This is a genomic window from Cupriavidus sp. P-10, assembly GCF_003402535.2.
GTDB lineage: Bacteria > Pseudomonadota > Gammaproteobacteria > Burkholderiales > Burkholderiaceae > Cupriavidus.
The window spans coordinates 3,369,137-3,390,571 of record NZ_AP025170.1; the positions used below are offsets into that span (position 1 = coordinate 3,369,137).

Annotated in this window: 16 protein-coding genes; 3 read left to right on the forward strand and 13 right to left on the reverse strand. The window is 65.9% G+C overall.

Annotated features, from left to right (window positions below; genetic code table 11):
* Positions 1-117: 117 nt before the first annotated feature.
* On the reverse strand, positions 118-1,203 hold the full coding sequence (locus CTP10_RS15505) for a Bug family tripartite tricarboxylate transporter substrate binding protein (RefSeq protein WP_116320313.1): 1,086 nt from the start codon (positions 1,201-1,203) through the stop codon (positions 118-120).
* 248 nt (positions 1,204-1,451) lie between these two features.
* On the opposite strand from CTP10_RS15505, the gene CTP10_RS15510 reads away from it, so the two are divergent.
* A complete protein-coding gene (locus tag CTP10_RS15510) occupies positions 1,452-1,985 on the forward strand; it encodes a GNAT family N-acetyltransferase (RefSeq protein WP_116320314.1) in 534 nt (177 codons plus the stop codon).
* A gap of 85 nt (positions 1,986-2,070) precedes the next feature.
* On the opposite strand, the gene CTP10_RS15515 is transcribed toward CTP10_RS15510, so the two are convergent.
* The 11 genes from CTP10_RS15515 to pilM form a co-directional block, all read right to left on the reverse strand.
* Positions 2,071-3,534: a glutamate synthase subunit beta gene (locus CTP10_RS15515; protein ID WP_116320315.1), complete on the reverse strand. Its 1,464-nt coding sequence runs from the start codon at positions 3,532-3,534 to the stop codon at positions 2,071-2,073.
* 119 nt (positions 3,535-3,653) lie between these two features.
* The gene (locus CTP10_RS15520) at positions 3,654-8,456 is read right to left on the reverse strand and encodes a glutamate synthase-related protein (RefSeq protein WP_442875094.1); all 4,803 of its coding nucleotides are present in this window, start codon (positions 8,454-8,456) and stop codon (positions 3,654-3,656) included.
* Between the two features lie 276 nt (positions 8,457-8,732).
* Positions 8,733-9,458, reverse strand: coding sequence for a transposase (locus CTP10_RS15525; protein WP_116320316.1), 726 nt, complete (start codon positions 9,456-9,458; stop codon positions 8,733-8,735).
* 84 nt (positions 9,459-9,542) lie between these two features.
* Positions 9,543-10,679 (reverse strand): deoxyguanosinetriphosphate triphosphohydrolase, encoded by a 1,137-nt coding sequence (locus CTP10_RS15530; protein ID WP_116320317.1) that lies wholly within the window; start codon positions 10,677-10,679, stop codon positions 9,543-9,545.
* 57 nt (positions 10,680-10,736) lie between these two features.
* Complete coding sequence (gene aroB, locus CTP10_RS15535; protein WP_116320318.1) at positions 10,737-11,843, reverse strand: 3-dehydroquinate synthase; 1,107 nt, start codon at positions 11,841-11,843, stop codon at positions 10,737-10,739.
* Positions 11,840-12,373 carry a shikimate kinase gene (locus CTP10_RS15540; RefSeq protein WP_116320319.1) on the reverse strand — a complete coding sequence of 178 codons (534 nt, stop codon included), beginning with the start codon at positions 12,371-12,373 and terminating at the stop codon, positions 11,840-11,842. The genes aroB and CTP10_RS15540 overlap by 4 nt, the downstream gene beginning before the upstream one ends.
* A gap of 351 nt (positions 12,374-12,724) precedes the next feature.
* Positions 12,725-14,866 (reverse strand): type IV pilus secretin PilQ, encoded by a 2,142-nt coding sequence (pilQ, locus tag CTP10_RS15545; protein ID WP_116320320.1) that lies wholly within the window; start codon positions 14,864-14,866, stop codon positions 12,725-12,727.
* On the reverse strand, positions 14,863-15,423 hold the full coding sequence (locus CTP10_RS15550) for a pilus assembly protein PilP (RefSeq protein ID WP_116320321.1): 561 nt from the start codon (positions 15,421-15,423) through the stop codon (positions 14,863-14,865). Before CTP10_RS15550 ends, pilQ begins: the two co-directional genes overlap by 4 nt.
* Positions 15,420-16,091, reverse strand: a complete 672-nt coding sequence (locus CTP10_RS15555; RefSeq protein ID WP_116320322.1) for a type 4a pilus biogenesis protein PilO — start codon at positions 16,089-16,091, stop codon at positions 15,420-15,422. Before CTP10_RS15555 ends, CTP10_RS15550 begins: the two co-directional genes overlap by 4 nt.
* Positions 16,092-16,093: 2 nt before the next feature.
* A complete protein-coding gene (locus CTP10_RS15560) occupies positions 16,094-16,780 on the reverse strand; it encodes a PilN domain-containing protein (RefSeq protein WP_116320323.1) in 687 nt (228 codons plus the stop codon).
* A gap of 18 nt (positions 16,781-16,798) precedes the next feature.
* Positions 16,799-17,869 (reverse strand): type IV pilus assembly protein PilM, encoded by a 1,071-nt coding sequence (pilM, locus tag CTP10_RS15565; protein ID WP_195431139.1) that lies wholly within the window; start codon positions 17,867-17,869, stop codon positions 16,799-16,801.
* Between the two features lie 377 nt (positions 17,870-18,246).
* On the opposite strand from pilM, the gene CTP10_RS15570 reads away from it, so the two are divergent.
* Entirely contained in the window at positions 18,247-20,625 is a 2,379-nt protein-coding gene (locus tag CTP10_RS15570; RefSeq protein ID WP_116320325.1) for a penicillin-binding protein 1A, read from the forward strand.
* A 73-nt stretch (positions 20,626-20,698) separates the two neighbouring features.
* On the opposite strand, the gene cyaY is transcribed toward CTP10_RS15570, so the two are convergent.
* Positions 20,699-21,034, reverse strand: coding sequence for an iron donor protein CyaY (gene cyaY / locus CTP10_RS15575; RefSeq protein ID WP_116320326.1), 336 nt, complete (start codon positions 21,032-21,034; stop codon positions 20,699-20,701).
* Between the two features lie 178 nt (positions 21,035-21,212).
* On the opposite strand from cyaY, the gene CTP10_RS15580 reads away from it, so the two are divergent.
* Positions 21,213-21,434 carry a hypothetical protein gene (locus CTP10_RS15580; RefSeq protein WP_116320327.1) on the forward strand — a complete coding sequence of 74 codons (222 nt, stop codon included), beginning with the start codon at positions 21,213-21,215 and terminating at the stop codon, positions 21,432-21,434.
* Position 21,435 lies beyond the last annotated feature (1 nt).

Here is a 21,435-nt window from a genome sequence, read left to right on the forward strand (position 1 = left end):
CGCATTATAAGGTGTACTACCTAGGCGCGCTGTATCCTATGGCACACGCTATGTTGACCGGATTGGAACAATCGCCGCGCTACCGGCTTCGCTGACGTACGTGTCAGCGCCCTTTCCTCAGGGTTCGCGTGTATGTGAGACGTCCTTGAGAATGACCTGCCACTGGATCGATTCGGAGCGGATTGCGGTGGCAAATGCTTCCGGCGAGTCGCGCAAGGGTGTCAGTCCGGCCGCCATCAGGCGCGAACGGACCTCGCGCTCGGCCATCACGCCGTCAAGCTCGAGCGCCAGCCGCGCAACGATGGCACGCGGAGTCTTGGCCGGGGCCATCACGCCGAACCAGGCGGCCGCCCCATAGCCCTCCAGCCCCGATTCCTGCAGCGTCGGCACCAGCGGCGCCAGCGTCGAGCGCGCTACGCCGGTGACACCGAGCAGCCGGAGCGCGCCGCTGCGGACCTGTCCCTGCACAGCGGCAAACGAACAGAAGCAGGCGCTGATACGGCCCGCCAGCATCTCCTGGACGACGGCGGCCTCGCCCTTGGCGGTGACCAGCGGCACACCGTTGCCGATGCCGCGCACGGCATATTCCGCATACAAGTGGGACGGACTGCCGGACTGGCCGTAGCCATAGCTGTAGGAACCCGGGTTGGATTTCACCGCGGTCATCCATTGCTCAGGCGTTCGCATTGGCAGCCGGGCGTCGATCACCAGGAACAGGGGCGTAGTGGCCACGCGGGCCACGGGCGTGAAATCTCGCACCACGTCGTACGGGACCGGCTCCAGCCCGGGCTGGATCAGGATATTGGCCTGGTGGAACAGCAGCGTGTGCCCGTCTGAACTGGCCTTTGCAACGACATCGCCGGCGGTGGTGCCGGCCGCGCCGGGGCGGTTGTCGACCTCCATCGGCACGCCCAGCCGGTCCGATAAACGCTCGGCCAACATGCGGGCGACGGCGTCTGCCACCCCGCCCGCCGGGAACGGCACGATCAGGCGCATCGGCCGGTTCGGGAACGACATGCTGCGTTCCAGCTGCGGCCCGGCTACAGCCGTCACGGGCACGGCGAACGCGAGCGTGGCACAGCCCAGGACATACAGGCACAGGAAAGGCCGGAGCCAGCGCCGGAGTACCGCCAATGCGGACGGCCACGACACCAGCTTCGCCTTACCTCGCCAAAGCTGCAGCATATTGCGCACTTCGGTCATCAATTTCCTCCCACCCATCCCCTGAGGGGACGGCGAGCTGGTTCTGGGGAAAAAGGATTCGCGAGGCGGTTTCCGTTAGTTGTTTTTAGAAAATTGTAAGTACATTGCCCGGACGCCCACAGGCACGTAAACCATAGCCGGGAGAACCCTGAAGGCCTTGTCCAGCCTTGCCAAACCCGCCATGGCCACGTCCGGCCGCCGCCCCGCCTCCGCCGCGAACCGCATGGCCCGCCGGCTATAATCGCGCGATGAAGATGTTTCCCCTGCGGCCCATGGAGGCCGCCGACCTGCCTGCCGTGCTGGCCGTGCAGGCCGCCTGCTATACCGGGGTGCTGCTGGAAAGCCGCGACGCACTGGCCAGCCGGCTGGCGCTCTCTCCCACCACCTGCTGGGTCGCCGACGATCCGCGCCAATCCGGCACCCTGGCCGCCTACCTGTTCACCCATGCCTGGCCCGAAACCAGCCTGCCGCCGCTCGATGGCGTGCTCAACGACGTCTGGCGCCTTGCGCCGGCGCCGCTGACCTGGTTCGTCCACGACATGGCCGTGGCGCCCGCCGGCCGCGGCGGCGGGCTGGCGGCACGCCTGTACGCGGCGGCGCAGGCTGCTGCGGTGGCGGCCGGACTGAAGCACTCACGGCTGATTGCCGTACAGTCGGCGGCGCCGTGGTGGCGCAGGCTCGGGTACGCGCCGGTGGCGGCGGAGACCGCTTCGCGGCACGCTGACAAGCTGGCAGGCTATGGTGCCGCCGCGGTCCTGATGGAAAGGACGCTGGCCGGCTGAGGCCCACCGCGGCGCGGCATCCGCAACGAAAAAAGCCCGCCGGCTTGCGCCAGGCGGGCTTTTTGTTGCGGCAGTGACCTGCGGATCAGCGCGGCAGGTCGGTGTGCCCCATCAGGAAGGCATCGACCGAACGCGCGGCCTGGCGGCCTTCGCGGATGGCCCACACCACCAGCGACTGGCCACGGCGCACGTCGCCGGCGGCGAACACCTTGGGTACGTTGGTGTGGTAAGCACGCTCGCCTTCGGTGGCGGCCTTGGCGTTCTTGCGTGCATCGGTGTCGACGCCGAAGGCTTCCAGCATCGAGCCCACCGGGTTGGTGAAGCCCATTGCCAGCAGCACCAGGTCGGCCGGCAGGATGAACTCGCTGCCTTCCACTTCCTGCATGCGGCCGTCCTTCCATTCGACGCGGCAGGCCTTCAGCGCGGTGACCTTGCCGTTCTCGCCGATGAATTCCTTGGTGGCGACCGACCAGTCGCGCTCGCAGCCTTCGTCATGCGACGACGAGGTGCGCAGCTTGATCGGCCAGTACGGCCACACCAGCGGCTTGTTCTCTTCTTCCGGCGGCTGCGGCAGCAGTTCGAACTGGGTCACCGAGGTGGCGCCGTGGCGGTTGGACGTGCCCACGCAGTCGGAGCCGGTATCGCCGCCGCCGATCACGATCACGTTCTTGCCTTCGGCGCGGATGTCGTTGGCGCCATCGCCAGCCACTTCCTTGTTCTGCGGAATCAGGAATTCGAGCGCGTAGTGGATGCCGGCCAGGTCGCGGCCCGGCACCGGCAGGTCACGCGGCACTTCCGAGCCGCCCGCCAGCACCACGGCGTCGAACTGGTCCATCAGGGCCTGGGCCGAGATGGTCTCGCGAGCGTAGTTCTTGATGCCGGCCGGCAGTTCACCGTCGGTCACCATCACGCCGGCGCGGAAGGTCACGCCTTCTGCCTGCATCTGTTCGATGCGGCGGTCGATCAGCGACTTCTCCATCTTGAAGTCGGGGATGCCGTAGCGCAGCAGGCCGCCAACGCGGTCGTTCTTCTCGAACACGGTCACGTCATGGCCGGCGCGTGCCAGTTGTTGCGCGGCGGCCATGCCGGCGGGGCCGGAGCCGACCACGGCGACGGTCTTGCCGGTCTTGTGGCGCGGCAGTTGCGGCGCAACCCAGCCTTCTTCCCAGGCCTTGTCGATGATGGCGTGCTCGATCGACTTGATGCCCACCGGCAGTTCATTGATGCCGAGCGTGCAGGCAGCCTCGCACGGTGCCGGGCAGATGCGGCCGGTGAACTCGGGGAAGTTGTTGGTCTGGTGCAGGACCTCGATCGCCGACTTCCAGTCCTGGCGGTACACCAGGTCGTTGAAGTCGGGGATGATGTTGTTGACCGGGCAGCCGTTGTTGCAGAACGGGATGCCGCAGTCCATGCAGCGTGCACCCTGGAGCTTCGCTTCGCTGTCGGACAGCGCGAACACGAATTCCTTGTAGTGCTTCACGCGCTTGACTACCGGTTCGTAGCCTTCATTCTGGCGCGGAAATTCGAGAAAGCCAGTCGCCTTACCCATGTTGCGTCCTTGGTCATGCTGCGCGGGACCGGCGGCTTCGCCGGCCCCGCTGTGGGGTCAGAATCTTGTCGGGGCCGCGGCGGCTGCCGCGCCCCGTCGCTACGTTGGTCCGCTGCCGATCAGGCCGCGATGGCTTCGCGGTCGCTGTCGCGGGCTGCCTGTTCCTTGGCGTACATCTCGCCCAGCGCGCGCTTGTACTCGGTCGGGAAGACCTTGACGAACTTGCGGCGTGCCGTGGTCCAGTCAGCCAGCAGCGCCTTGGCGCGCTCGGAACCGGTGTAGCGGAAGTGCTGCTCGATCAGGTTGCGCAGGATGACTTCATCCAGCACGCGCTTGCCGTCGACCTTGTGCCACGAAGCCTGCGGCTGGCCCTTTTCCTGGTCGGCCGAGGCCAGCACCGCTTCCAGCGCCACCATCGAGGTGTTGCAGCGCTTGTCGAACAGGCCGTCCTCGTCATAGACGTAGGCCACGCCGCCCGACATGCCGGCCGCGAAGTTGCGGCCGGTGCCGCCCAGCACCACCACCGTGCCGCCCGTCATGTACTCGCAACCGTGGTCGCCGGTGCCTTCCACCACGGCAACCGCGCCGGAGTTACGCACCGCGAAGCGCTCGCCGGCCACGCCGTTGAAGAACGCTTCACCGGCGATGGCACCGTACAGCACGGTGTTGCCGACGATGATGTTGCGGGTCGGGTCGCCGCGGAACTCATGCGGAGCGCGCACGATCACGCGGCCGCCCGACAGGCCCTTGCCGACGTAGTCGTTGCCGTCGCCCACCAGGTCCAGCGTGACGCCGTGTGCCAGGAACGCGCCGAACGACTGGCCGGCGGTGCCTTGCAGCTGGATGTGGATGGTGTCGTCGGGCAGGCCTTCGTGGCCATATTGCTTGGCGACCACGCCGGACAGCATCGCGCCCACCGTACGGTTCACGTTCTTGACCGGCTGGATGAACGAGACGCGCTCGCCCTTCTCGATCGCCGGACGGGCCTTGGCGATCAGCACGTGGTCCAGCGCCTTGCCGGCTTCCGCCGACAGGCCGTGATCCTGCACGTCGGTGTGGTACAGCGGCACGTCCGCGCCCAGCGACACCTGGTGGAAGATGCGGCCGAAGTCCAGGCCGCGCGCCTTCCAGTGCTCGATGCCAGCCTTGGTGTCGAGCAGGTCGGCGCGGCCGATCAGCTCGTCGAAGGTGCGGATGCCCAGCTGGGCCATGATCTCGCGGGCTTCTTCGGCAACGAAGAAGAAGAAGTTGACCACATGCTCCGGCTTGCCCTGGAACTTCTTGCGCAGCTGCGGATCCTGCGTGGCCACGCCCACCGGGCAGGTGTTCAGGTGGCACTTGCGCATCATGATGCAGCCTTCGGCAACCAGCGGTGCCGTGGCGAAGCCGAACTCGTCGGCGCCCAGCAGCGCGCCGATGACGACGTCGCGGCCAGTCTTCATCTGGCCGTCGGCCTGCACGCGGATGCGGTTGCGCAGGCCGTTGAGCAGCAGCGTCTGCTGCGTTTCGGCCAGGCCCAGCTCCCACGGCGAGCCGGCGTGCTTGATCGACGACCACGGCGAGGCGCCGGTGCCGCCGTCATGGCCGGCGATCACGACGTGATCGGCCTTGGCCTTGGACACGCCCGCGGCCACGGTGCCGACGCCCACTTCGGACACCAGCTTGACCGAGATATCCGACGACGGGTTGACGTTCTTCAGGTCATGGATCAGCTGTGCCAGATCCTCGATCGAGTAGATGTCGTGGTGCGGGGGCGGCGAGATCAGGCCGACGCCCGGCACCGAGTAACGCAGCTTGCCGATGTAGTCCGAGACCTTGTGGCCCGGCAGCTGGCCGCCTTCGCCCGGCTTGGCGCCCTGCGCCATCTTGATCTGGATCTGGTCGGCCGAAGCCAGGTACTCGGCGGTCACGCCGAAACGGCCCGACGCCACCTGCTTGATCTTCGAGCGCAGCGAATCGCCGTCCTGCAGCGGCAGGTCGGCCTCGATCACGTCGCCCAGCAGGCTCTTCAGGCTGTCGCCCTGCTTGATGGGGATGCCGCGCAGCTCGTTCCGGTAGCGCTTCTCGTCCTCGCCGCCTTCGCCAGTGTTGGACTTGCCGCCGATGCGGTTCATCGCCACGGCCAGCGTGGCATGGGCTTCGGTCGAGATCGAGCCGAGCGACATCGCGCCGGTGGCGAAGCGCCGCACGATTTCCTTGGCGGGCTCGACTTCTTCCAGCGGAATCGCCTTGGCCGGATCGACCTTGAACTCGAACAGACCACGCAGCGTCATGTGGCGCTTGCTCTGGTCGTTGATGATGTTGGCGTATTCCTTATACGTCTGGTAGGCGCCCTTGCCGTCGTCAGCGCGCACCGAGTGCTGCAGCTTGGCGATCGAGTCCGGGGTCCACATGTGCTCTTCGCCGCGGATGCGGAAGGCGTACTCGCCGCCGGCGTCCAGCATGTTCTCCAGCACCGGGTTGTTGCCGAAGGCGTCCGTGTGCAGGCGCAGCGCTTCCTCGGCCACCTCGAAGATGCCGATGCCCTCGACGTTCGACGGCGTGCCGTGGAAGTACTTCTGCACCAGCTCGCGCGACAGGCCGATGGCTTCGAAGATCTGCGCGCCGGTGTACGACATGTACGTGGAGATGCCCATCTTGGACATCACCTTGAACAGGCCCTTGCCGACCGCCTTGACGAAGTTCTTGACCGCCTTCTCGGGCGACAGGTCGCCCGACAGGCCGCTGGCCATGTCGGCCAGGGTTTCCATCGCCAGGTACGGGTGCACGGCTTCGGCGCCGTAGCCGGCCAGCAGCGCGAAGTGGTGCACTTCACGCGCGGTGCCGGTCTCGACCACCAGGCCGGTCGACGTGCGCAGGCCCTTCTCCACCAGGTGGTGGTGAATGGCGGACGTGGCCAGCAGCGCGGGGATGGCGACATGGTCGGCATCCACCGGGCGGTCGGTCACGATCAGGATGTTGTAGCCCGAACGCACCGCATCCACGGCTTCGGCGCACAGCGAGGCCAGGCGCGCTTCAATGCCTTCCTTGCCCCAGGCGGTCGGGTAGCAGATGTTCAGTTCGTACGAACGGAACTTGCCGCCGGTGTAGTGCTCGATGTTGCGGATCTTGGCGATGTCCTTGAAATCCAGCACCGGCTGGGACACTTCGAGGCGCATCGGCGGGTTGATGTTGTTCAGCTCCAGCAGGTTCGGCTTCGGGCCGATGAACGACACCAGCGACATCACCATGTTCTCGCGGATCGGGTCGATCGGCGGGTTGGTGACCTGGGCGAACAGCTGCCTGAAATAGTGGTACAGCGTCTTGTTCTTGGACGACAGGATCGCCAGCGGCGAGTCATTGCCCATCGAGCCGGTCGCTTCTTCGCCGGCCAGCGCCATCGGCGCCATCAGGAACTTGACGTCTTCCTGGGTGTAGCCGAAGGCCTGCTGGCGGTCCAGCAGCTTGGCCACCGGCTTCTTCTCGGCGGCAACGTCTTCCGGCTTGGCGTCGATCTCGTCCAGCTTGATGCGGACCGCGTCGATCCAGCTCTTGTATGGCTTGGCGTTGGCCAGGTTGTCCTTCAGTTCCTTGTCGTCGATGATGCGGCCCTGCTCCATGTCGATCAGGAACATCTTGCCCGGCTGCAGGCGCCACTTCTCAACGATGCGCGACTCGGGGAACGGCAGCACGCCGGCTTCCGAGGCCAGCACCACGACGTCGTCCTCGGTCACGTAGAAACGTGCCGGGCGCAGGCCGTTGCGGTCCAGCGTGGCGCCGATCTGGCGGCCATCGGTGAAGCAGATCGCGGCGGGGCCGTCCCACGGCTCCATCATGGCGGCGTGGTATTCGTAGAAGGCGCGACGGTTGTCGTCCATCAGCGTGTGCTGTTCCCAGGCTTCCGGGATCATCATCATCATCGCGTGGACGAGCGGGTAGCCAGCCATCGTCAGCAGTTCGAGACAGTTGTCGAACGATGCCGTATCGGACTGGCCCGGGTAGATCAGCGGCCACAGCTTGGGCAGGTCGTCGCCCAGCACCGGCGACGAGATCGCGCCGGTACGTGCGTTGATCCAGTTGACGTTGCCCTTGACCGTATTGATTTCGCCGTTGTGGGCGACCATGCGGTACGGGTGGGCCAGTTCCCAGGCCGGGAAGGTGTTGGTCGAGAAGCGCTGGTGCACCAGGGCCAGGGCCGACACGGCGCGCTGGTCCTGCAGGTCCAGGTAGTACTCGCCGACCTGGTTGGCCAGCAGCAGGCCCTTGTACACCACGGTACGGGCCGACATCGACGGCACGAAGTATTCCTTGCCGTGCTTGAGCTTGAGCGCCTGGATGGCATGGCTGGCGGTCTTGCGGATGACGTAGAGCTTACGTTCCAGCGCATCCGTGGTCATGATGTCGCGGCCACGACCGATGAAGATCTGGCGGATCACCGGCTCGGTCTTGCGCACCGTGGGCGACATCGGCATGTTGGCGTCGACCGGCACGTCGCGCCAGCCCAGCACGACCTGGCCTTCCAGGCGGACCGTGCGCTCAAGTTCCTGTTCGCAGGCCAGGCGCGAGGCGTGTTCCTTGGGCAGGAAGATCATGCCCACGCCGTATTCGCCGTTGGGCGGCAGGCTCACGCCCTGCGCGGCCATCTCTTCGCGGTAGAACTGGTCCGGAATCTGGATCAGGATACCGGCACCGTCGCCCATCAGCGCGTCAGCGCCGACCGCACCCCGGTGGTCCAGGTTCTCCAGGATCTTCAGGCCCTGGGAAACGATCTCGTGGGACTTCTTGCCCTTGATGTGCGCGACCATGCCGACGCCGCAGGCATCGTGCTCGTTGGCCGGGTCGTACATGCCTTGCGCCTGCGGACGCAGGTCGAGGGCGGAGGAAGACTCGCTGATTTGCTCGCTGGTCTGCGCTTGGGCCGAAGGGTTCTTCATTTGGTCCACGGGCTGAATTCCGGTGATGGCTGCGCGAACTGCTGGACTACCGGAACGGGACCGCGCGCTTTCTTTAAATCCACCCAAACCGGTGGACCGGCGGGAAGGGAAATGGGGACGAAGCTGTCTGCGGGCCGCAGCGGCGTACACGAGCGTGACGCGCCGCACAATGACTGTGGGTGGAGCAACTATATGGGAATCCTGAAAGCCTCGCAAAAATTTTAAATGGGGTCAGAACACATTTAATATCGCACCGTTTCGGTGATGGATTTAAATGGGGACACATTATTTTTGCGTGGATGGCGTCACGTCGCGCGATGACTCTTGCATCTTTTTGGGGCGCCCCTTTGGGAGCGGTTGGACGCGCCGCGTTGCGCCCCTCTCAAGTTGCGCCAGGAATGCCTCGTCGCCGAGTGGCCAGCCACTATGCGCATGGCTTCGAAGGGCTTGCAGCGTGCGACCAGAAAGTCCCTCGGCGGTCAGCATGCGATAGTTCGACTGGCGTTCAAACGGGGTATTACCCAGCTCCCAATATGCGGAGTGGTCACTCACAAATGGGCTCGCCTCGATGCCGGCGTGGTGGTGGTAGCTACTCCAGCGGTCCGCCTCGGGGGTCGATACCTCTCCCGCGCGCAGCGCGTTGCCTTCGACATACAGCATGGCCGGCAGCATCCACGGCGCTGGTTCGAAGACCGCCGAGCGGAAGCGTCCCTCCCACAGCGTGCCGGTGCGGTTGGCGACGCGATTGAAGTAACGCGCATAGCGGCGGCCGACCGCCTGCATGGTCAGGCTCAGCGAGTCCGGGCCCTTCGGCGTGGCCACGAGGTGGACATGATTGGGCCGCAGCGCATAGGCGTGGACCGCGAGGTCATGCTCGCGCGCGGCCATGCGCAGGCAGTCGAGGTAGTGCAGGTAGTCGTCGGGACCGAGGAACACGTCCTGGCGGTTGTTGCCACGCTGCAACACCAGGGCGGGAAGTCCGGCGGGGGAGAAACGGGGAAGGCGGGCCATGGCAGGTCATGCAAGCATCGATGCCCCCATGATAGCCTGATCCGTCCCCAATTTATCGGAAGGGCCGGTGCCCTTCCGTGCGCGTCAGTTGCCCTCGCTGACCGCGAAGATGCGCCGGTGCTCGCGGATCGCATAGCGGTCCGTCATGCCGGCGATGTAATGCGCGATCAGCCGAGGCTGGTCGGCACCGTGTCCGGCCTGGTACTGCGGCGGCAGCAGGCGCGGATCGGACATGAAGACCCCGAACAGGTCACCGACGATGCGCTGGGCCTTGGCCGACATGCGCATCACCAGGTAGTGCCGGTACAGGTGCCGGAACAGGAAGCGCTTCAATGCCGCCGCTTCCTCATGGAGTTGGGGACTGAAGCCCACCAGGGGGCCGGCGGCCCGCACCGCGTCGATGTTGCGCGGGTTGGCGGCGGCGATATTGCGGCTGGTGGTCTCGATCAGGTCGACGATCAGCGTGTTGATCATGCGCCGGACGGTCTCGTTGATGGCGCGCCGGCCGTTCACGCCCGGGAAGGCATCGGCCACCTCGGCGCGGTGGCGGGCCCACATCGGGACCTCATCCAGCTGCTCCAGCGTCAGCAGGCCGGAGCGCAGGCCGTCGTCGATATCGTGGTTGTTGTAGGCGATCTCGTCGGCCAGGTTGGCCAGTTGCGCCTCCAGCGACGGCTGCGTGCCCTCCAGGAAGCGCCGGCCCAGTTCGCCCAGCGCCGCGGCATTGACGCGCGAGCAATGCTTCAGGATGCCTTCGCGGGTCTCGAAGGTCAGGTTCAGGCCATTGAAGCCGCCGTAGCGCTCCTCCAGCTCGTCCACCACCAGCAGGCTCTGCAGGTTGTGCTCGAAGCCGCCGTGGTTCTTCATGCAGGCGTTCAGGGCGTCCTGCCCGGCATGGCCGAAGGGCGTGTGGCCAAGGTCGTGCGCCAGCGAGATGGCCTCGACCAGGTCTTCGTTGAGGCGCAGGTTGCGCGCGATCGAGCGGGCGATCTGCGCCACCTCCAGGCTATGGGTCAGCCGGGTGCGGAACAGGTCCCCTTCATGGTTGACGAAGACCTGGGTCTTGTATTCGAGCCGCCGGAACGCGGTGCTGTGGATGACCCGGTCCCGGTCGCGCTGGAATTCGCTGCGCGACTGCGACGCGGGTTCGGCGTGCACCCGCCCGCGCGTCTGCGCGGAGCGGGCGGCGTACGGGGCGAGGTGGCTTTCAAAGTCGGTCATGCGGCAATCCGTTGGCTGGAGGTTTGGGGGCCTGGGTTGCGAGGCATAACCGGTCAATCAAGCGACCGTGGCCTCGGTGGGAGGTTTAAGCACTGCATGCTGCAGCGTGGCACGCAGGTCGGCGTCCGGCACCGTGGTGATGAACGCCTCGCCGAGTTTCTTCAGTAGGATGAACTTGATGCTGCCTGCCTCGGCCTTCTTGTCGACCTTCATCATTTCGATATAGCGGTCGGTGCCCAGTTCCGGCGCCACCACCGGCAGGTTGGCTGCCAGCGTCAGTTCGCGGATGCGGGCGCGGGTCTCGGTGTCGATAAAGCCCAGCCGATGCGACAGGTCCGCGGCCATCACCATGCCGCAGCCAACTGCCTCGCCGTGCAGCCAGGCGCCGTAGCCCATGCCGGCCTCGATCGCGTGGCCAAAGGTGTGGCCAAAGTTGAGGATGGCGCGCAGTCCACCCTCGCGCTCGTCCTGCGCCACCACGCCGGCCTTGATTTCACACGAACGTTGCACCGCCACCGCCATCAGCTCGGGGTCGCAGTCGTTCAGCGCCTTGATGTTGCGCTCGATCCAGGCAAAGTACCCGGCGTCGGCAATGGCGCCGTGCTTGATCACCTCGGCCATGCCCGCGGCCAGTTCGCGCGGGGGCAGCGTGCGCAGCGTGTCGATATCGGCGATCACCGCGTTGGGCTGGTGGAACGCGCCGATCATGTTCTTGCCGAGCGGATGGTTGATGCCGGTCTTGCCGCCCACCGACGAATCCACCTGCGACAGCAGCGTGGTCGGCACCTGGATAAACGGCACGCCGCGCATATAGCAGGCGGCGGCAAACCCGGTCATATCCCCCACCACTCCGCCGCCCAGCGCGACCAGCGTGGTCTTGCGATCGGCGCCGGCCTGCAGCAGCGCGTCGAAGATCAGGTTCAGCGTTTCCCACTGCTTGAAGGCCTCGCCGTCGGGCAGCGTGACCGTGCGCACGGTCTTGCCGAGCGACTTCAGGCCGGCCTCGACGCGCGCCGCGTACAGCGGCCCCACGGTTTCATTGGTGACGATGACGGCGTGCTGGCCGCGCACGTGCGGACGCAGCAGTTCGGCGTTGTCGAGCAGGCCGGTACCGATATGGATGGGGTAGCTGCGCGCTCCCAGGTCGACTTCAAGCGTGATCATGGATGAGTGGGATCCTGCGGCGCCGGTTGCGCGGGATCGATCGCAAAGCCGGCCATTTCAAGTTGCATCAACACCATATTAGCAAGCTGCGCCACCGAAGGCTTGCCGGTTTCAATGATGAAATCCGCCACCTCGCGGTAGAGCGGATCGCGCTGGGCGTAAAGCGCCTCGAGCTTGCCCTTCGGGTCTTCGGTCTGCAGCAGCGGGCGGTTGCGGTCGTGGCGGGTGCGCAGCCACAGGTCGTGGGGACTCGCGCGCAGGTAGACCACGGTGCCGCGGGATTTCAGCACCTCGCGGTTTTCGGCGCGCAGCACCGCGCCACCGCCGGTAGCCAGCACGATGCCCTGGCGCGCGGCCAGTTCGCGGATCATCGCGGCCTCGCGGTCGCGGAAGCCCGCTTCGCCCTCGACCTCAAAGATGACCGGGATGCGTACGCCGCAGTGTGCCTCGATTTCGTGATCGGAATCGAAAAACGGATAGTGCAGACGCCGCGCCACCGTACGGCCCACGGTGGTCTTGCCGGCGCCCATCAGGCCGACGAAAAAGAGATTGGGTCGATCGGATTCCGGTCGGTCGGAGTCCTGTCGATCGGGGTACGGGCGCGGTGCCGACCCTGTCGCAGAGGCTGTCACGGGACTGTCGCTCGGGAGCGCGGCGCCTGGGCCACCCTCCCCGGTTAGGAACTGCATCATCTTCTTATGTTGTGGTGCGCACGGCAAGTGCCAGATGCAGCATCAGCCACATCTCCGCGTGGCCTGCCGCGCATGCCGGCCTCCTCCTGGCCTGGCTGTCACCGGTCTACTCCGGCGGCAACAAAAAAGGCCGCATCGGTCGATGCGGCCTGCCAGTCTACTGTATCCGGCGTCGAACACCCGACGCGATCACCGCAGCGACACGCTTTCGTTCAGGATCCGCGGCGTCAGGAACACCAGCAGCTCGGTCCGGTTGCGCACCTTGGCGTTGTTCTTGAACAGGTAGCCCAGCACCGGGATATCGCCCAGCAGTGGCACCTTGTCGGTGTCATTGGACTCGGTCTGGGTATAGATGCCGCCGATCACCACGGTGCCGCCGTTTTCCACCAGCACCTGGGTCTGCACGTGCTTGGTGTCGATGGCAAAGCCCGACGTGGTCTGGATGCCGACGCTGTCCTTGTTCACGTCCACGTCCAGCAGCACATTGCCTTCCGGCGTGATCTGCGGGGTCACTTCCAGCTTCAGGTTGGCCTTGCGGAACTGCACCGAAGTGGCGCCGCTGGAGGTGGCGGCCTGGTATGGCAGCTCGGTGCCCTGCTCGATCAGTGCCTTGATGTTGTTGGCGGTGACCACGCGCGGACTGGAGATGATCTTGCCCTTGCCATCCGCCTCCAGCGCCGACAGCTCCAGCGCCAGGAAGCGGGTGGCGGCGCTGTTGAACAGGCTGACCGCGATGTTGGCCGGGTTGGTGCCGTTGATCGAGGCGGCCGGCAGGCTCAGGAACGGGCCGTTGTCCGAGGTCGAGCCCGGCAGCACGTTGTTGTAGGTGTTGCCAACCTTCGCGTTGTTGTACTGGCCGGCGAAGCCCAGCTTCACACCCAGGTTGCGGCTGAAGGAATCGGTGGCCTCGACGATGCGCGCCTCGATGATGACCTGGCGCACCGGGATGTCGATCTTGCCGATAAAGCCCTGCACCTCCTCCAGCTTGCTGGCGATATCGGACACGAACAGTTGGTTGGTGCGGGCATCGGCCGTCAGCGAGCCGCGCTTGGACAGCATGCGCGCGCTCGCGCCCGCGCCGCCGGCCACACCGGCCGCGCCAACCGGGGTGGCGGCGCTGCCGGCGCCGCCGGCACTCATGCCCAGCAGCATCCGGCGCACGTCTTCGGCACGCTGGTAATTGAGCTGGAATACCTGGCTGCGGATCGGCTCGAGGTCATTGATCTGCTGCTGCGACTCCAGCTCGAGCTTTTCCTTGGTCTGGAGTTCTGCCTTGGGCGCCACCCACAGCACATTGCCATTGCGGCGCGAGGCCAGCCCCTTGGCATCCATCACGATCTGCAGCGCCTGGTCCCACGGCACGTCCTTCAGGCGCAGCGTGATATTGCCCTGCACGCTCTCGCTGGTGATGATGTTCAGGTTGGTGAAATCCGCGAACACCTGCAGCAGCGAACGGATATCGATGCTCTGGAAGTTCAGCGACAGGCGCTCGCCACGGTAGCCCGGACCGCTGATCAGCTTGGTCGGATCTTCCTTGACGGGCCGCACCTCGACCACGAACTGGGTGTCGGTCTGGTAGGAACTGTATTCCCAGTGGCCGCGCGGCTCGATGGTCAGGCGCGCGTTGCCGTTGGTGTCGGAGGCATGCATGGTCTGCACCGGCGAGCCGAAGTCGCTGACATCGAAGCGCCGCCGCAGGTGGTCAGGCAGCGTTGTGCCGAGGAAATCGACCACCACGTTCTTACCCTGCTGCGCGATATTGATGCCCGAGTCGCGCGAGGACAGATCCACCACCACGCGCCCGGCGCCGTCGGCACCGCGCCGGAAGTCGATATGGCGCACCGACGGCCGCCCCGCCGCGGCCACAGGCGTCATCGTCGCAGCCGGGGCAAACGTTGGCGCGGCGTTCTTGACCGCCGGCGCCACATTGTCCAGTGCCACCACGAAGACATTGCCGCGCTGGTCGGTGCGATAGGTGGCATTGCGCGTGAGGTCGAGGATCACGCGGGTACGGTTGCCGATCTGCAGCACGTTGGCGGCCTTGACCAGCTTGCCGCCGTAGTCATACTGCGCGCGCCCGTTGGCAATGCCGGTATCGGCAAAATCGATCGCGAGCCGTGCCGGATTCTGCGTGGTGAAATCCACCGGCTTCTGCGCCATCGGCCGTTCGAGTTCGACCGTAAACACCGTCTGCTCGCCGACCGTGCTGATGTCCACCGTCTTGATCCGGTTGCTTTGTGCCAGTGCCGCCGGTGCTGCAATCAGCAGCAACAGCGCCATGGCCGCGCTTGCGGCGCCCGCGAGCGCGCGATACCAGCGCGCGGGGGTCATGCCGACACCTCCAGCTTGAGGCTGGTCATTTTCTCTTTCCACTCGGATACCCCCTCCCGGACTAATTCGCGCAACACGATCTCCTGATCGGTGATGCGGACCACCCGGCCGTAACTCTGGCCGAGATACTGACCCACCTTGATGTGGTGGATCTTGTTATCGACTCGTACGATGCCGAAGGTCTCCCCCTGCTTCTTCATCATCCCGAGCATCTTGAAATTCTCGAGGGGGTAGTCCTCCAGCGGCTCGCGGCGCCGCCCGGCCTCGGGCGAATCCGACAGCGTCTTGTTCAGTTCGCCGATCTTGGCCTGGGCGAACGGCTCCGGCGCGTTGGCCGCGGCGTATTCGCGCGCCACGTAGAGCCGGGCTTCGGGCAGCGGCTCGGGCGGCTTGGCCCGGGCATTGCGCGTGGCGTCCATCCACTGGCGCAGCGCGTCTTCGTCGCTGGCACCGCAGGCGCCGAGCAGGCCGACGGCGAGCATGGCGGCGGCGAGTACGCGTGGCGATACCTGCGCGCGCGAGCAGGCCAGACCGCGGGTACGATGGGTGCGGCTCATTTGGCACCTCCTGCCTTGGCTGCAGCGGCAGCCGCAGCGGCCTTGCGTTGCGCGGCCTGCTCGTCGGGATCGAGCGCGCGGTACGCCATCGCCACCGCCTCCATCGACAGGCCGCCCTCCTTGGTATGGGCCAGCTGCAGGCTCTGCATCGATACGATCCGCGACAGCGCGGCCACGTCGGCGTTGAATTGCGCCACCTCGTGGTAGCGGCCGGTCACGCGCAGATTCACCGGGATCTCGGCGAAGTAAGGCTTGAGCACCGCCGCCTGTGGCTTGAACAGTTCGAACTGCAAGCCGCGCGCCACGCCGGCATGGTTGACGTCAGCCAGCAGCGCGTCCATCTCGGTCTTGTTCGGCAGCTGCCGCTCCAGCAGTGCCACGCGTTGCTCGACCTGCTTCTTCTGCTCGCGCAGTGCGTCGAGGTTGGCCACCTGCGCCACCTTGGACTGGTACGCCTGTTTCAGGTTTTCCTGCTCCAGCCGCTGGTGGTCGAGCTCATCGAACTTGCTGCTCCAGTAGAACTGCCAGCCCAGCAACAGCACCAGCGCCGCGGCCATCACGGCGAACAGTACGCGCGGCGCGGCTGGCCATGTTTCCGGCTCGTTGAAGTTGAGCCCGCGGAACTGGCTCGTCAGGTCGGCCAGGTTGATTTCGGTATTGAGCGCCATGGTCAGGCTGCCTTTCCGGATGCGGCTGGGGCTGCAGGAGCAGGAGCGGGTGCTGCGGCGGGACTGGCCGGCGCGTTGCCCGGCCTGCCTTTCTTGCCATCGGCGCCGGGCGGCGTTTCTGGCGCGCGGTACGCGAAGCGCATCGAGAAATCGAACAGCCGGCGCTGCTCGCGCAGGTTGTTGGTCATGGTGACCGCCTTGGACTCGATCAGCTCCGCTTTGTCCAGCCACGGCACGCCGCCAAGGTTGCGCAGCAGTTCGGAGATGCGCTCGTTGGACTGTGCCACGCCGGCGATGGTGAAGGCCTCGCCGGCCTGCTTCAGGCTGGTCAGGTAGACGCCTTCGGGCACCTGGCGCACCAGTTCCTCCAGCAGCTGGACTGGGCGGTTGCGCTCGGTCTGCAGGCTTTCCACCGCCTTCTGGCGCTGCAGCAGCGCGTCGATATCCTTCTTGAGGTTATTGACCTCGCGGATCTGGCCGTCGAGCCTGGCGTTCTCCGCGCTCAGCACCTGGTTCAGCGCGACCACGGAATCGATTCGCCCGTCGATGTAGAGCCCGCCCAGCAGCACGACCGCGGCTCCCGCCGCGGCGGCGCCGACCAGCGTGGAATAGACCTTCTTGCGCCGCGCCGCCTTGCGGGCTTCGTGGTAAGGCAGCAGGTTGACCGAAGGCAGCGTGTTCGTAGACATTCGATTGCCTCCGGTGCGTTATTGCAGGCCGCGCAGAGCCAGGCCGGCACTGACGATATACGCCGGCAGGTCACGCTGCAGGTAGCGCTCGTTGACCTTGGCGTTGGTCGCCATGTTGGCGAACGGATTCGCCAGCGTGGTGGTGATCTTGGTCTGCTGCTGGATCGCCGCCTGCACGCCCAGCAGCGATGCATGGCCGCCCGACAGCAGGATCTCGTCGACACGTCCCAGGCTGGAACTGGCGATGAAGTTGCCGATCGCGGCCTGCACTTCCAGCGCCAGCGCGTCCAGCGATGGCTTGAGCAGTTGCGCGCGCCACGCTTCGGGCAGCGTGTTCTTGCGCTTCTTGATCTCGGCCTTGAGCGCGTCGAGCGTGAACATGCGCGCCGCGCTCTGCGTGAGCTGGTCGCCGTAGCTGTTCAGCGGCTGCTCGTAGAGTTCTTTCCAGCCCTGGTAGAAGATCGCCTTGGAGCGGCTGCCGCCGAGGTGGACCACCGCCACCACGGGCAGTGCGCGGGCATCGGCCTCGGACATCTCCTGGGGCACGCCCAGCATCTGCACGATCGAGCGTTGCACCGCGTACTCTTCGACGTCCATCACCTGCGGCTTGAGCCCGGCCATTTCGGCGGCGGTCACGCGCTCCTGCACGCGGTCGCTGTTGGCCGCGGTGACGCGCACGCCGATGCCGCCCTCGGTCTCGCTGGGGCCGATCACGGCGAAGTCGAAGTTGACCGCCTGCGATGGCGGATAGAGCCGGTGCGCCTCGGACTCGACCTGCGAATACAGTTCGTCCTCGGACAGGTTGTCCGGCAGGCTGACCGTCTGTGATTCGGTCAGCATGGACGGCACGCCCAGCACCACGTCTTTCGAGCGGATGCCGGCCTTGCCGAGCGCACGCCTGAGCGCGATCCCGACGGCTTCAATGTTGATGACGTTGCCATCGGCAACGGCATTGCGGTCCAGCAGTTCGCTGGCGCACTTTTCCAGTCGATAGTCGTGCTTGCCGCCACCGACGGACAATTCGACTACCTTGATACTGGACGACCCGATATCCACGCCGACCGTAGTCCGGCGCAGAAGCCCCGACAAAATGCCCCGTCGCAAGGTGACCCCCCTGACTTTGAACTCGCCCACGGCTTGTACGCTCTAATCGGGCGAGCCTTGTTTCTTGACCGAAACACTTGCTCTTATGTTGGCCGATTCTCACAAAAACCGGCATCGGTGGCAATGTGCCGGTCTGACCACGGTTCCTTTTTCAGAAGGCTCTCGCCAATCCGTTGCCAAAACCCCACGGTCGTCGGGTTCCCTTCCGCCTAAGCTTGCTGCATGCAACTTCGCCCTGCATGCCGGCTTCCGCCGTATTACATCTTGTAACAGCGCGGTAGCGACGCGCGGGCCACTGCGCGGTCGGAGCGCCCGATGCCGGAAGATATAATGCCCGGCACCCCTGACTAGGTATTTTCCTTATGGCCACAGCACAACAGAAGCCGTCCCACCCTGCGCGCCGCCCGCTTTTGGCGCGCTTCATGTTCTGGGCGGTGGGGCTGGTTGTTGCCGGTGCCGTCGTGATCGCACTGCTGCTTGGCTATGCGCTGCTGGTGGCCGCGCCTAACCTGCCCTCGCTGGACACCATCACCGACTACCGGCCCAAGATTCCGCTGCGCATCTACACCGCGGACAATGTGCTGATCGGCGAGTTCGGCGAAGAGCGCCGTAACTTCGTGCCGATCGCCGAGATCCCCGACGTGATGAAAAAGGCCGTCCTGGCGATCGAGGACGACCGCTTCTACGAACACGGCGGGGTCGACTTCGTCGGCGTGATGCGCGCGGGCCTGGCCAACCTGCGCGGGGGCCTGTCGCAAGGTGCGTCGACCATCACCATGCAGGTGGCACGCAACTTCTTCCTGTCGAGCGAGAAGACCTACACCCGCAAGATCTACGAAATGCTGCTGGCGTACAAGATCGAGGCCAACCTGAACAAGGACCAGATCCTCGAGCTGTACATGAACCAGATCTACCTGGGCCAGCGCGCATACGGCTTCGACAGCGCCGCGCGCGTGTACTTCGGCAAGTCGGTGCGCGACGTGACGCCGGCCGAGGCCGCCATGCTGGCGGGCCTGCCCAAGGCGCCGTCGGCGTACAACCCGGTGGTCAACCCGCGCCGCGCCAAGGTGCGCCAGGAATACATCCTGCAGCGCATGCGCGACCTGCGCTACCTCACCCCCGAGCAGTACGACACAGCGGTGCGCGAGGAACTGAAGGTGCGCACCGAGGGCAACGAGTTCTCGACCCACGCCGAGTACGTCGCCGAGATCGTGCGCCAGCTGATGTACGCGCAGTACCGTGAAGAAACCTATACGCGTGGCCTGACGGTCTACACCACGCTGACCAAGCCCGACCAGGATGCGGCGTACGAAGCCGTGCGCACCGGCATCATGAACTACGAGCGCAAGCACGGCTACCGCGGCCCCGAGGCCTTTATCGACCTGCCTTCCGATTCGGCCGAGCGTGAGCAGGCCATCGACGATGCGCTGGTCGAGCACCCCGGCAGTGGCGACCTGCGCTCGGCCGTGGTCACCAGCGTGTCGTCGAAGCAGGTCAGGGCCACGCTGCTGTCGGGCGAAGTGGCAACCATCGAAGGCTCGGCGCTGCGCTTCATCTCGCCGTCGATGTCGGCGAACGCGCAGCCCAAGATGAAGATGCGCCCGGGCGCGATCATCCGCGTGACGCAGGATGAGAAGGGCAACTGGTCGGTCACGCAACTGCCGGAAGTGGCCGCCGCGTTCGTGTCGCTGAACCCGCAGGACGGCGAGATCCGTTCGATGGTGGGCGGCTTCGACTTCAACCGCAACAAGTTCAACCACGTGACGCAGGCCTGGCGCCAGCCGGGTTCGAGCTTCAAGCCATTCATCTATTCGGCGGCGCTGGAGAAGGGCTTCTCGCCGGCCACGGTGATCAACGACGCGCCGCTGACGATCGGCCCCGATACCGGCGGACAGGTATGGGAGCCGAAGAACTACGACGGCCGCTTTGAAGGCCCCATGACCATGCGCCGCGCATTGGCCAAGTCCAAGAACCTGGTCTCGGTGCGGATCCTGCGCGCGATCGGCACGCAGTATGCGCAGGACTACATCACGCGCTTCGGCTTCGAGGCCGACAAGCACCCGGCCTACCTGCCAATGGCACTGGGCTCTGGCGCCGTGACGCCGCTGCAGATGGCGGGCGCGTACTCGGTATTCGCCAACGGCGGTTACCGCGTCAACCCGTACCTGATCCAGAAGGTTGTGGACGCGCGCGGCAATGTGATCTCCGAAACCCATCCGCAACGCGCCGGCAGCGACGCCGTGCGCGTGCTCGACGCTCGCACCGCGTTTATCGCCGATACCATGCTGCGCGACGTGGTCCGCTTCGGCACCGCCAACAGCGCCAAGCAGCGCCTGGGCCGCAACGACCTGGCCGGCAAGACCGGCACCACCAACGATGCGGTCGATGCCTGGTTTGCCGGCTACACGCCCAACCTGGTGGCGATCGCCTGGATGGGCTACGACCAGCCCAAGAGCCTGGGCGTGCGCGAGACCGGTGGCGGGCTGGCGCTGCCGATCTGGGTCGGCTACATGAGCAAGGCGCTCAAGGGCGTGCCCGAGTCGCCGGAGCGGCCGGCGCCCGAAGGCGTGCTGATGGTGGGCGGCGACTGGACCTTCGAGGAGAACGCGGGCGGTGCCGGCGTGGCCTCGGTCGGCCTGGGCGATCCGTGGCCGGGCAAGCCGGACGAATCCACGACGACACCGTCGCCGGATACCGAGCAGGAAAAGAAGAAGATCCTGGAAATGTTTGGCGGCGCCTGATCGCTCGCCAGCCCCCAGAAAGCAGAAAAGCCGGCCATGGGCCGGCTTTTTCCTTGCGCAACGCGTGCTGGCTTCAGCCCAGCTTGAGCGTGGTGCCGGCCTGCTCGCTCACATAGCCCGACAGCGCCGCGTACAGCTCGCCGCCGTTGCGCGTGTCGACCCAGCGCTCGCCGTCGCGGCGGAAATGGAAGCCGCCGGAGCGCGCCGCCACCCACAGTTCCTGCATCGGCGCCTGGCTGTTGATGATGATCTTGGAGCCATTCTCGAACTCCAGTTCCATCACATTGCCGGTGCGGCTGATTTCCACATCGGCATCGGCTGCGTCGGCGGCCGCTTCGACCGCGGCTTCGATGCGGTCCAGCTCCTGCGTGGCCAGGACCAGGAACTCGCTTTCGCTCAAGGGGGGCATGCTAAACTCCGAGACCGCCGTTGCCGCCGCTGCCCGAATGGGGCGTACGTGGCGCGAACGGCGTTTTTTGTTGAGATTTCATGTAGTGCAGTGCTTGGACGACCCGGCCCGCCATGCGTCATTGGCGTCAGTGCGCCGGAATCCGCCAACGCCGTGCCAACAGCCTAAAGGACGACCGATGCTGCGTCGTGTTGCGATTGTATCGGCGTTTGCCGCCACCCTTGCGATGCCCCTGCTGGGCGGATGCGGCATCCGCGGGCCGCTGACCTACCCCAAGGTGCCGCCTGAGCCGACCCCGCCGACCGTGGCCGATCCCGGCCTGGGCCGCGCCGATGCGGTGCCGGTTCCGGCGCCCGCTCCGGCACCTGCGTCATCGCCCGCCGCCCCCACTACCCGATAAC

Excerpts from the sequence above, each read along its gene's own strand:
- CTP10_RS15570 (WP_116320325.1), top strand. The coding sequence starts at position 18,247 with ATGGCCACAGCACAACAGAAGCCGTCCCACCCTGCGCGCCGCCCGCTT.
- CTP10_RS15505 (WP_116320313.1), bottom strand. The coding sequence starts at position 1,203 with ATGACCGAAGTGCGCAATATGCTGCAGCTTTGGCGAGGTAAGGCGAAG.
- CTP10_RS15540 (WP_116320319.1), bottom strand. The coding sequence starts at position 12,373 with ATGGGCGCCGGCAAGACCACCGTGGGCCGTACGGTGGCGCGGCGTCTG.
- aroB (WP_116320318.1), bottom strand. The coding sequence starts at position 11,843 with ATGATCACGCTTGAAGTCGACCTGGGAGCGCGCAGCTACCCCATCCAT.
- CTP10_RS15560 (WP_116320323.1), bottom strand. The coding sequence starts at position 16,780 with ATGTCTACGAACACGCTGCCTTCGGTCAACCTGCTGCCTTACCACGAA.
- pilQ (WP_116320320.1), bottom strand. The coding sequence starts at position 14,866 with ATGACCCCCGCGCGCTGGTATCGCGCGCTCGCGGGCGCCGCAAGCGCG.
- CTP10_RS15550 (WP_116320321.1), bottom strand. The coding sequence starts at position 15,423 with ATGAGCCGCACCCATCGTACCCGCGGTCTGGCCTGCTCGCGCGCGCAG.
- CTP10_RS15530 (WP_116320317.1), bottom strand. The coding sequence starts at position 10,679 with ATGACCGACTTTGAAAGCCACCTCGCCCCGTACGCCGCCCGCTCCGCG.
- CTP10_RS15515 (WP_116320315.1), bottom strand. The coding sequence starts at position 3,534 with ATGGGTAAGGCGACTGGCTTTCTCGAATTTCCGCGCCAGAATGAAGGC.
- CTP10_RS15555 (WP_116320322.1), bottom strand. The coding sequence starts at position 16,091 with ATGGCGCTCAATACCGAAATCAACCTGGCCGACCTGACGAGCCAGTTC.
- cyaY (WP_116320326.1), bottom strand. The coding sequence starts at position 21,034 with ATGCCCCCCTTGAGCGAAAGCGAGTTCCTGGTCCTGGCCACGCAGGAG.
- CTP10_RS15580 (WP_116320327.1), top strand. The coding sequence starts at position 21,213 with ATGCTGCGTCGTGTTGCGATTGTATCGGCGTTTGCCGCCACCCTTGCG.
- CTP10_RS15510 (WP_116320314.1), top strand. The coding sequence starts at position 1,452 with ATGAAGATGTTTCCCCTGCGGCCCATGGAGGCCGCCGACCTGCCTGCC.
- CTP10_RS15525 (WP_116320316.1), bottom strand. The coding sequence starts at position 9,458 with ATGGCCCGCCTTCCCCGTTTCTCCCCCGCCGGACTTCCCGCCCTGGTG.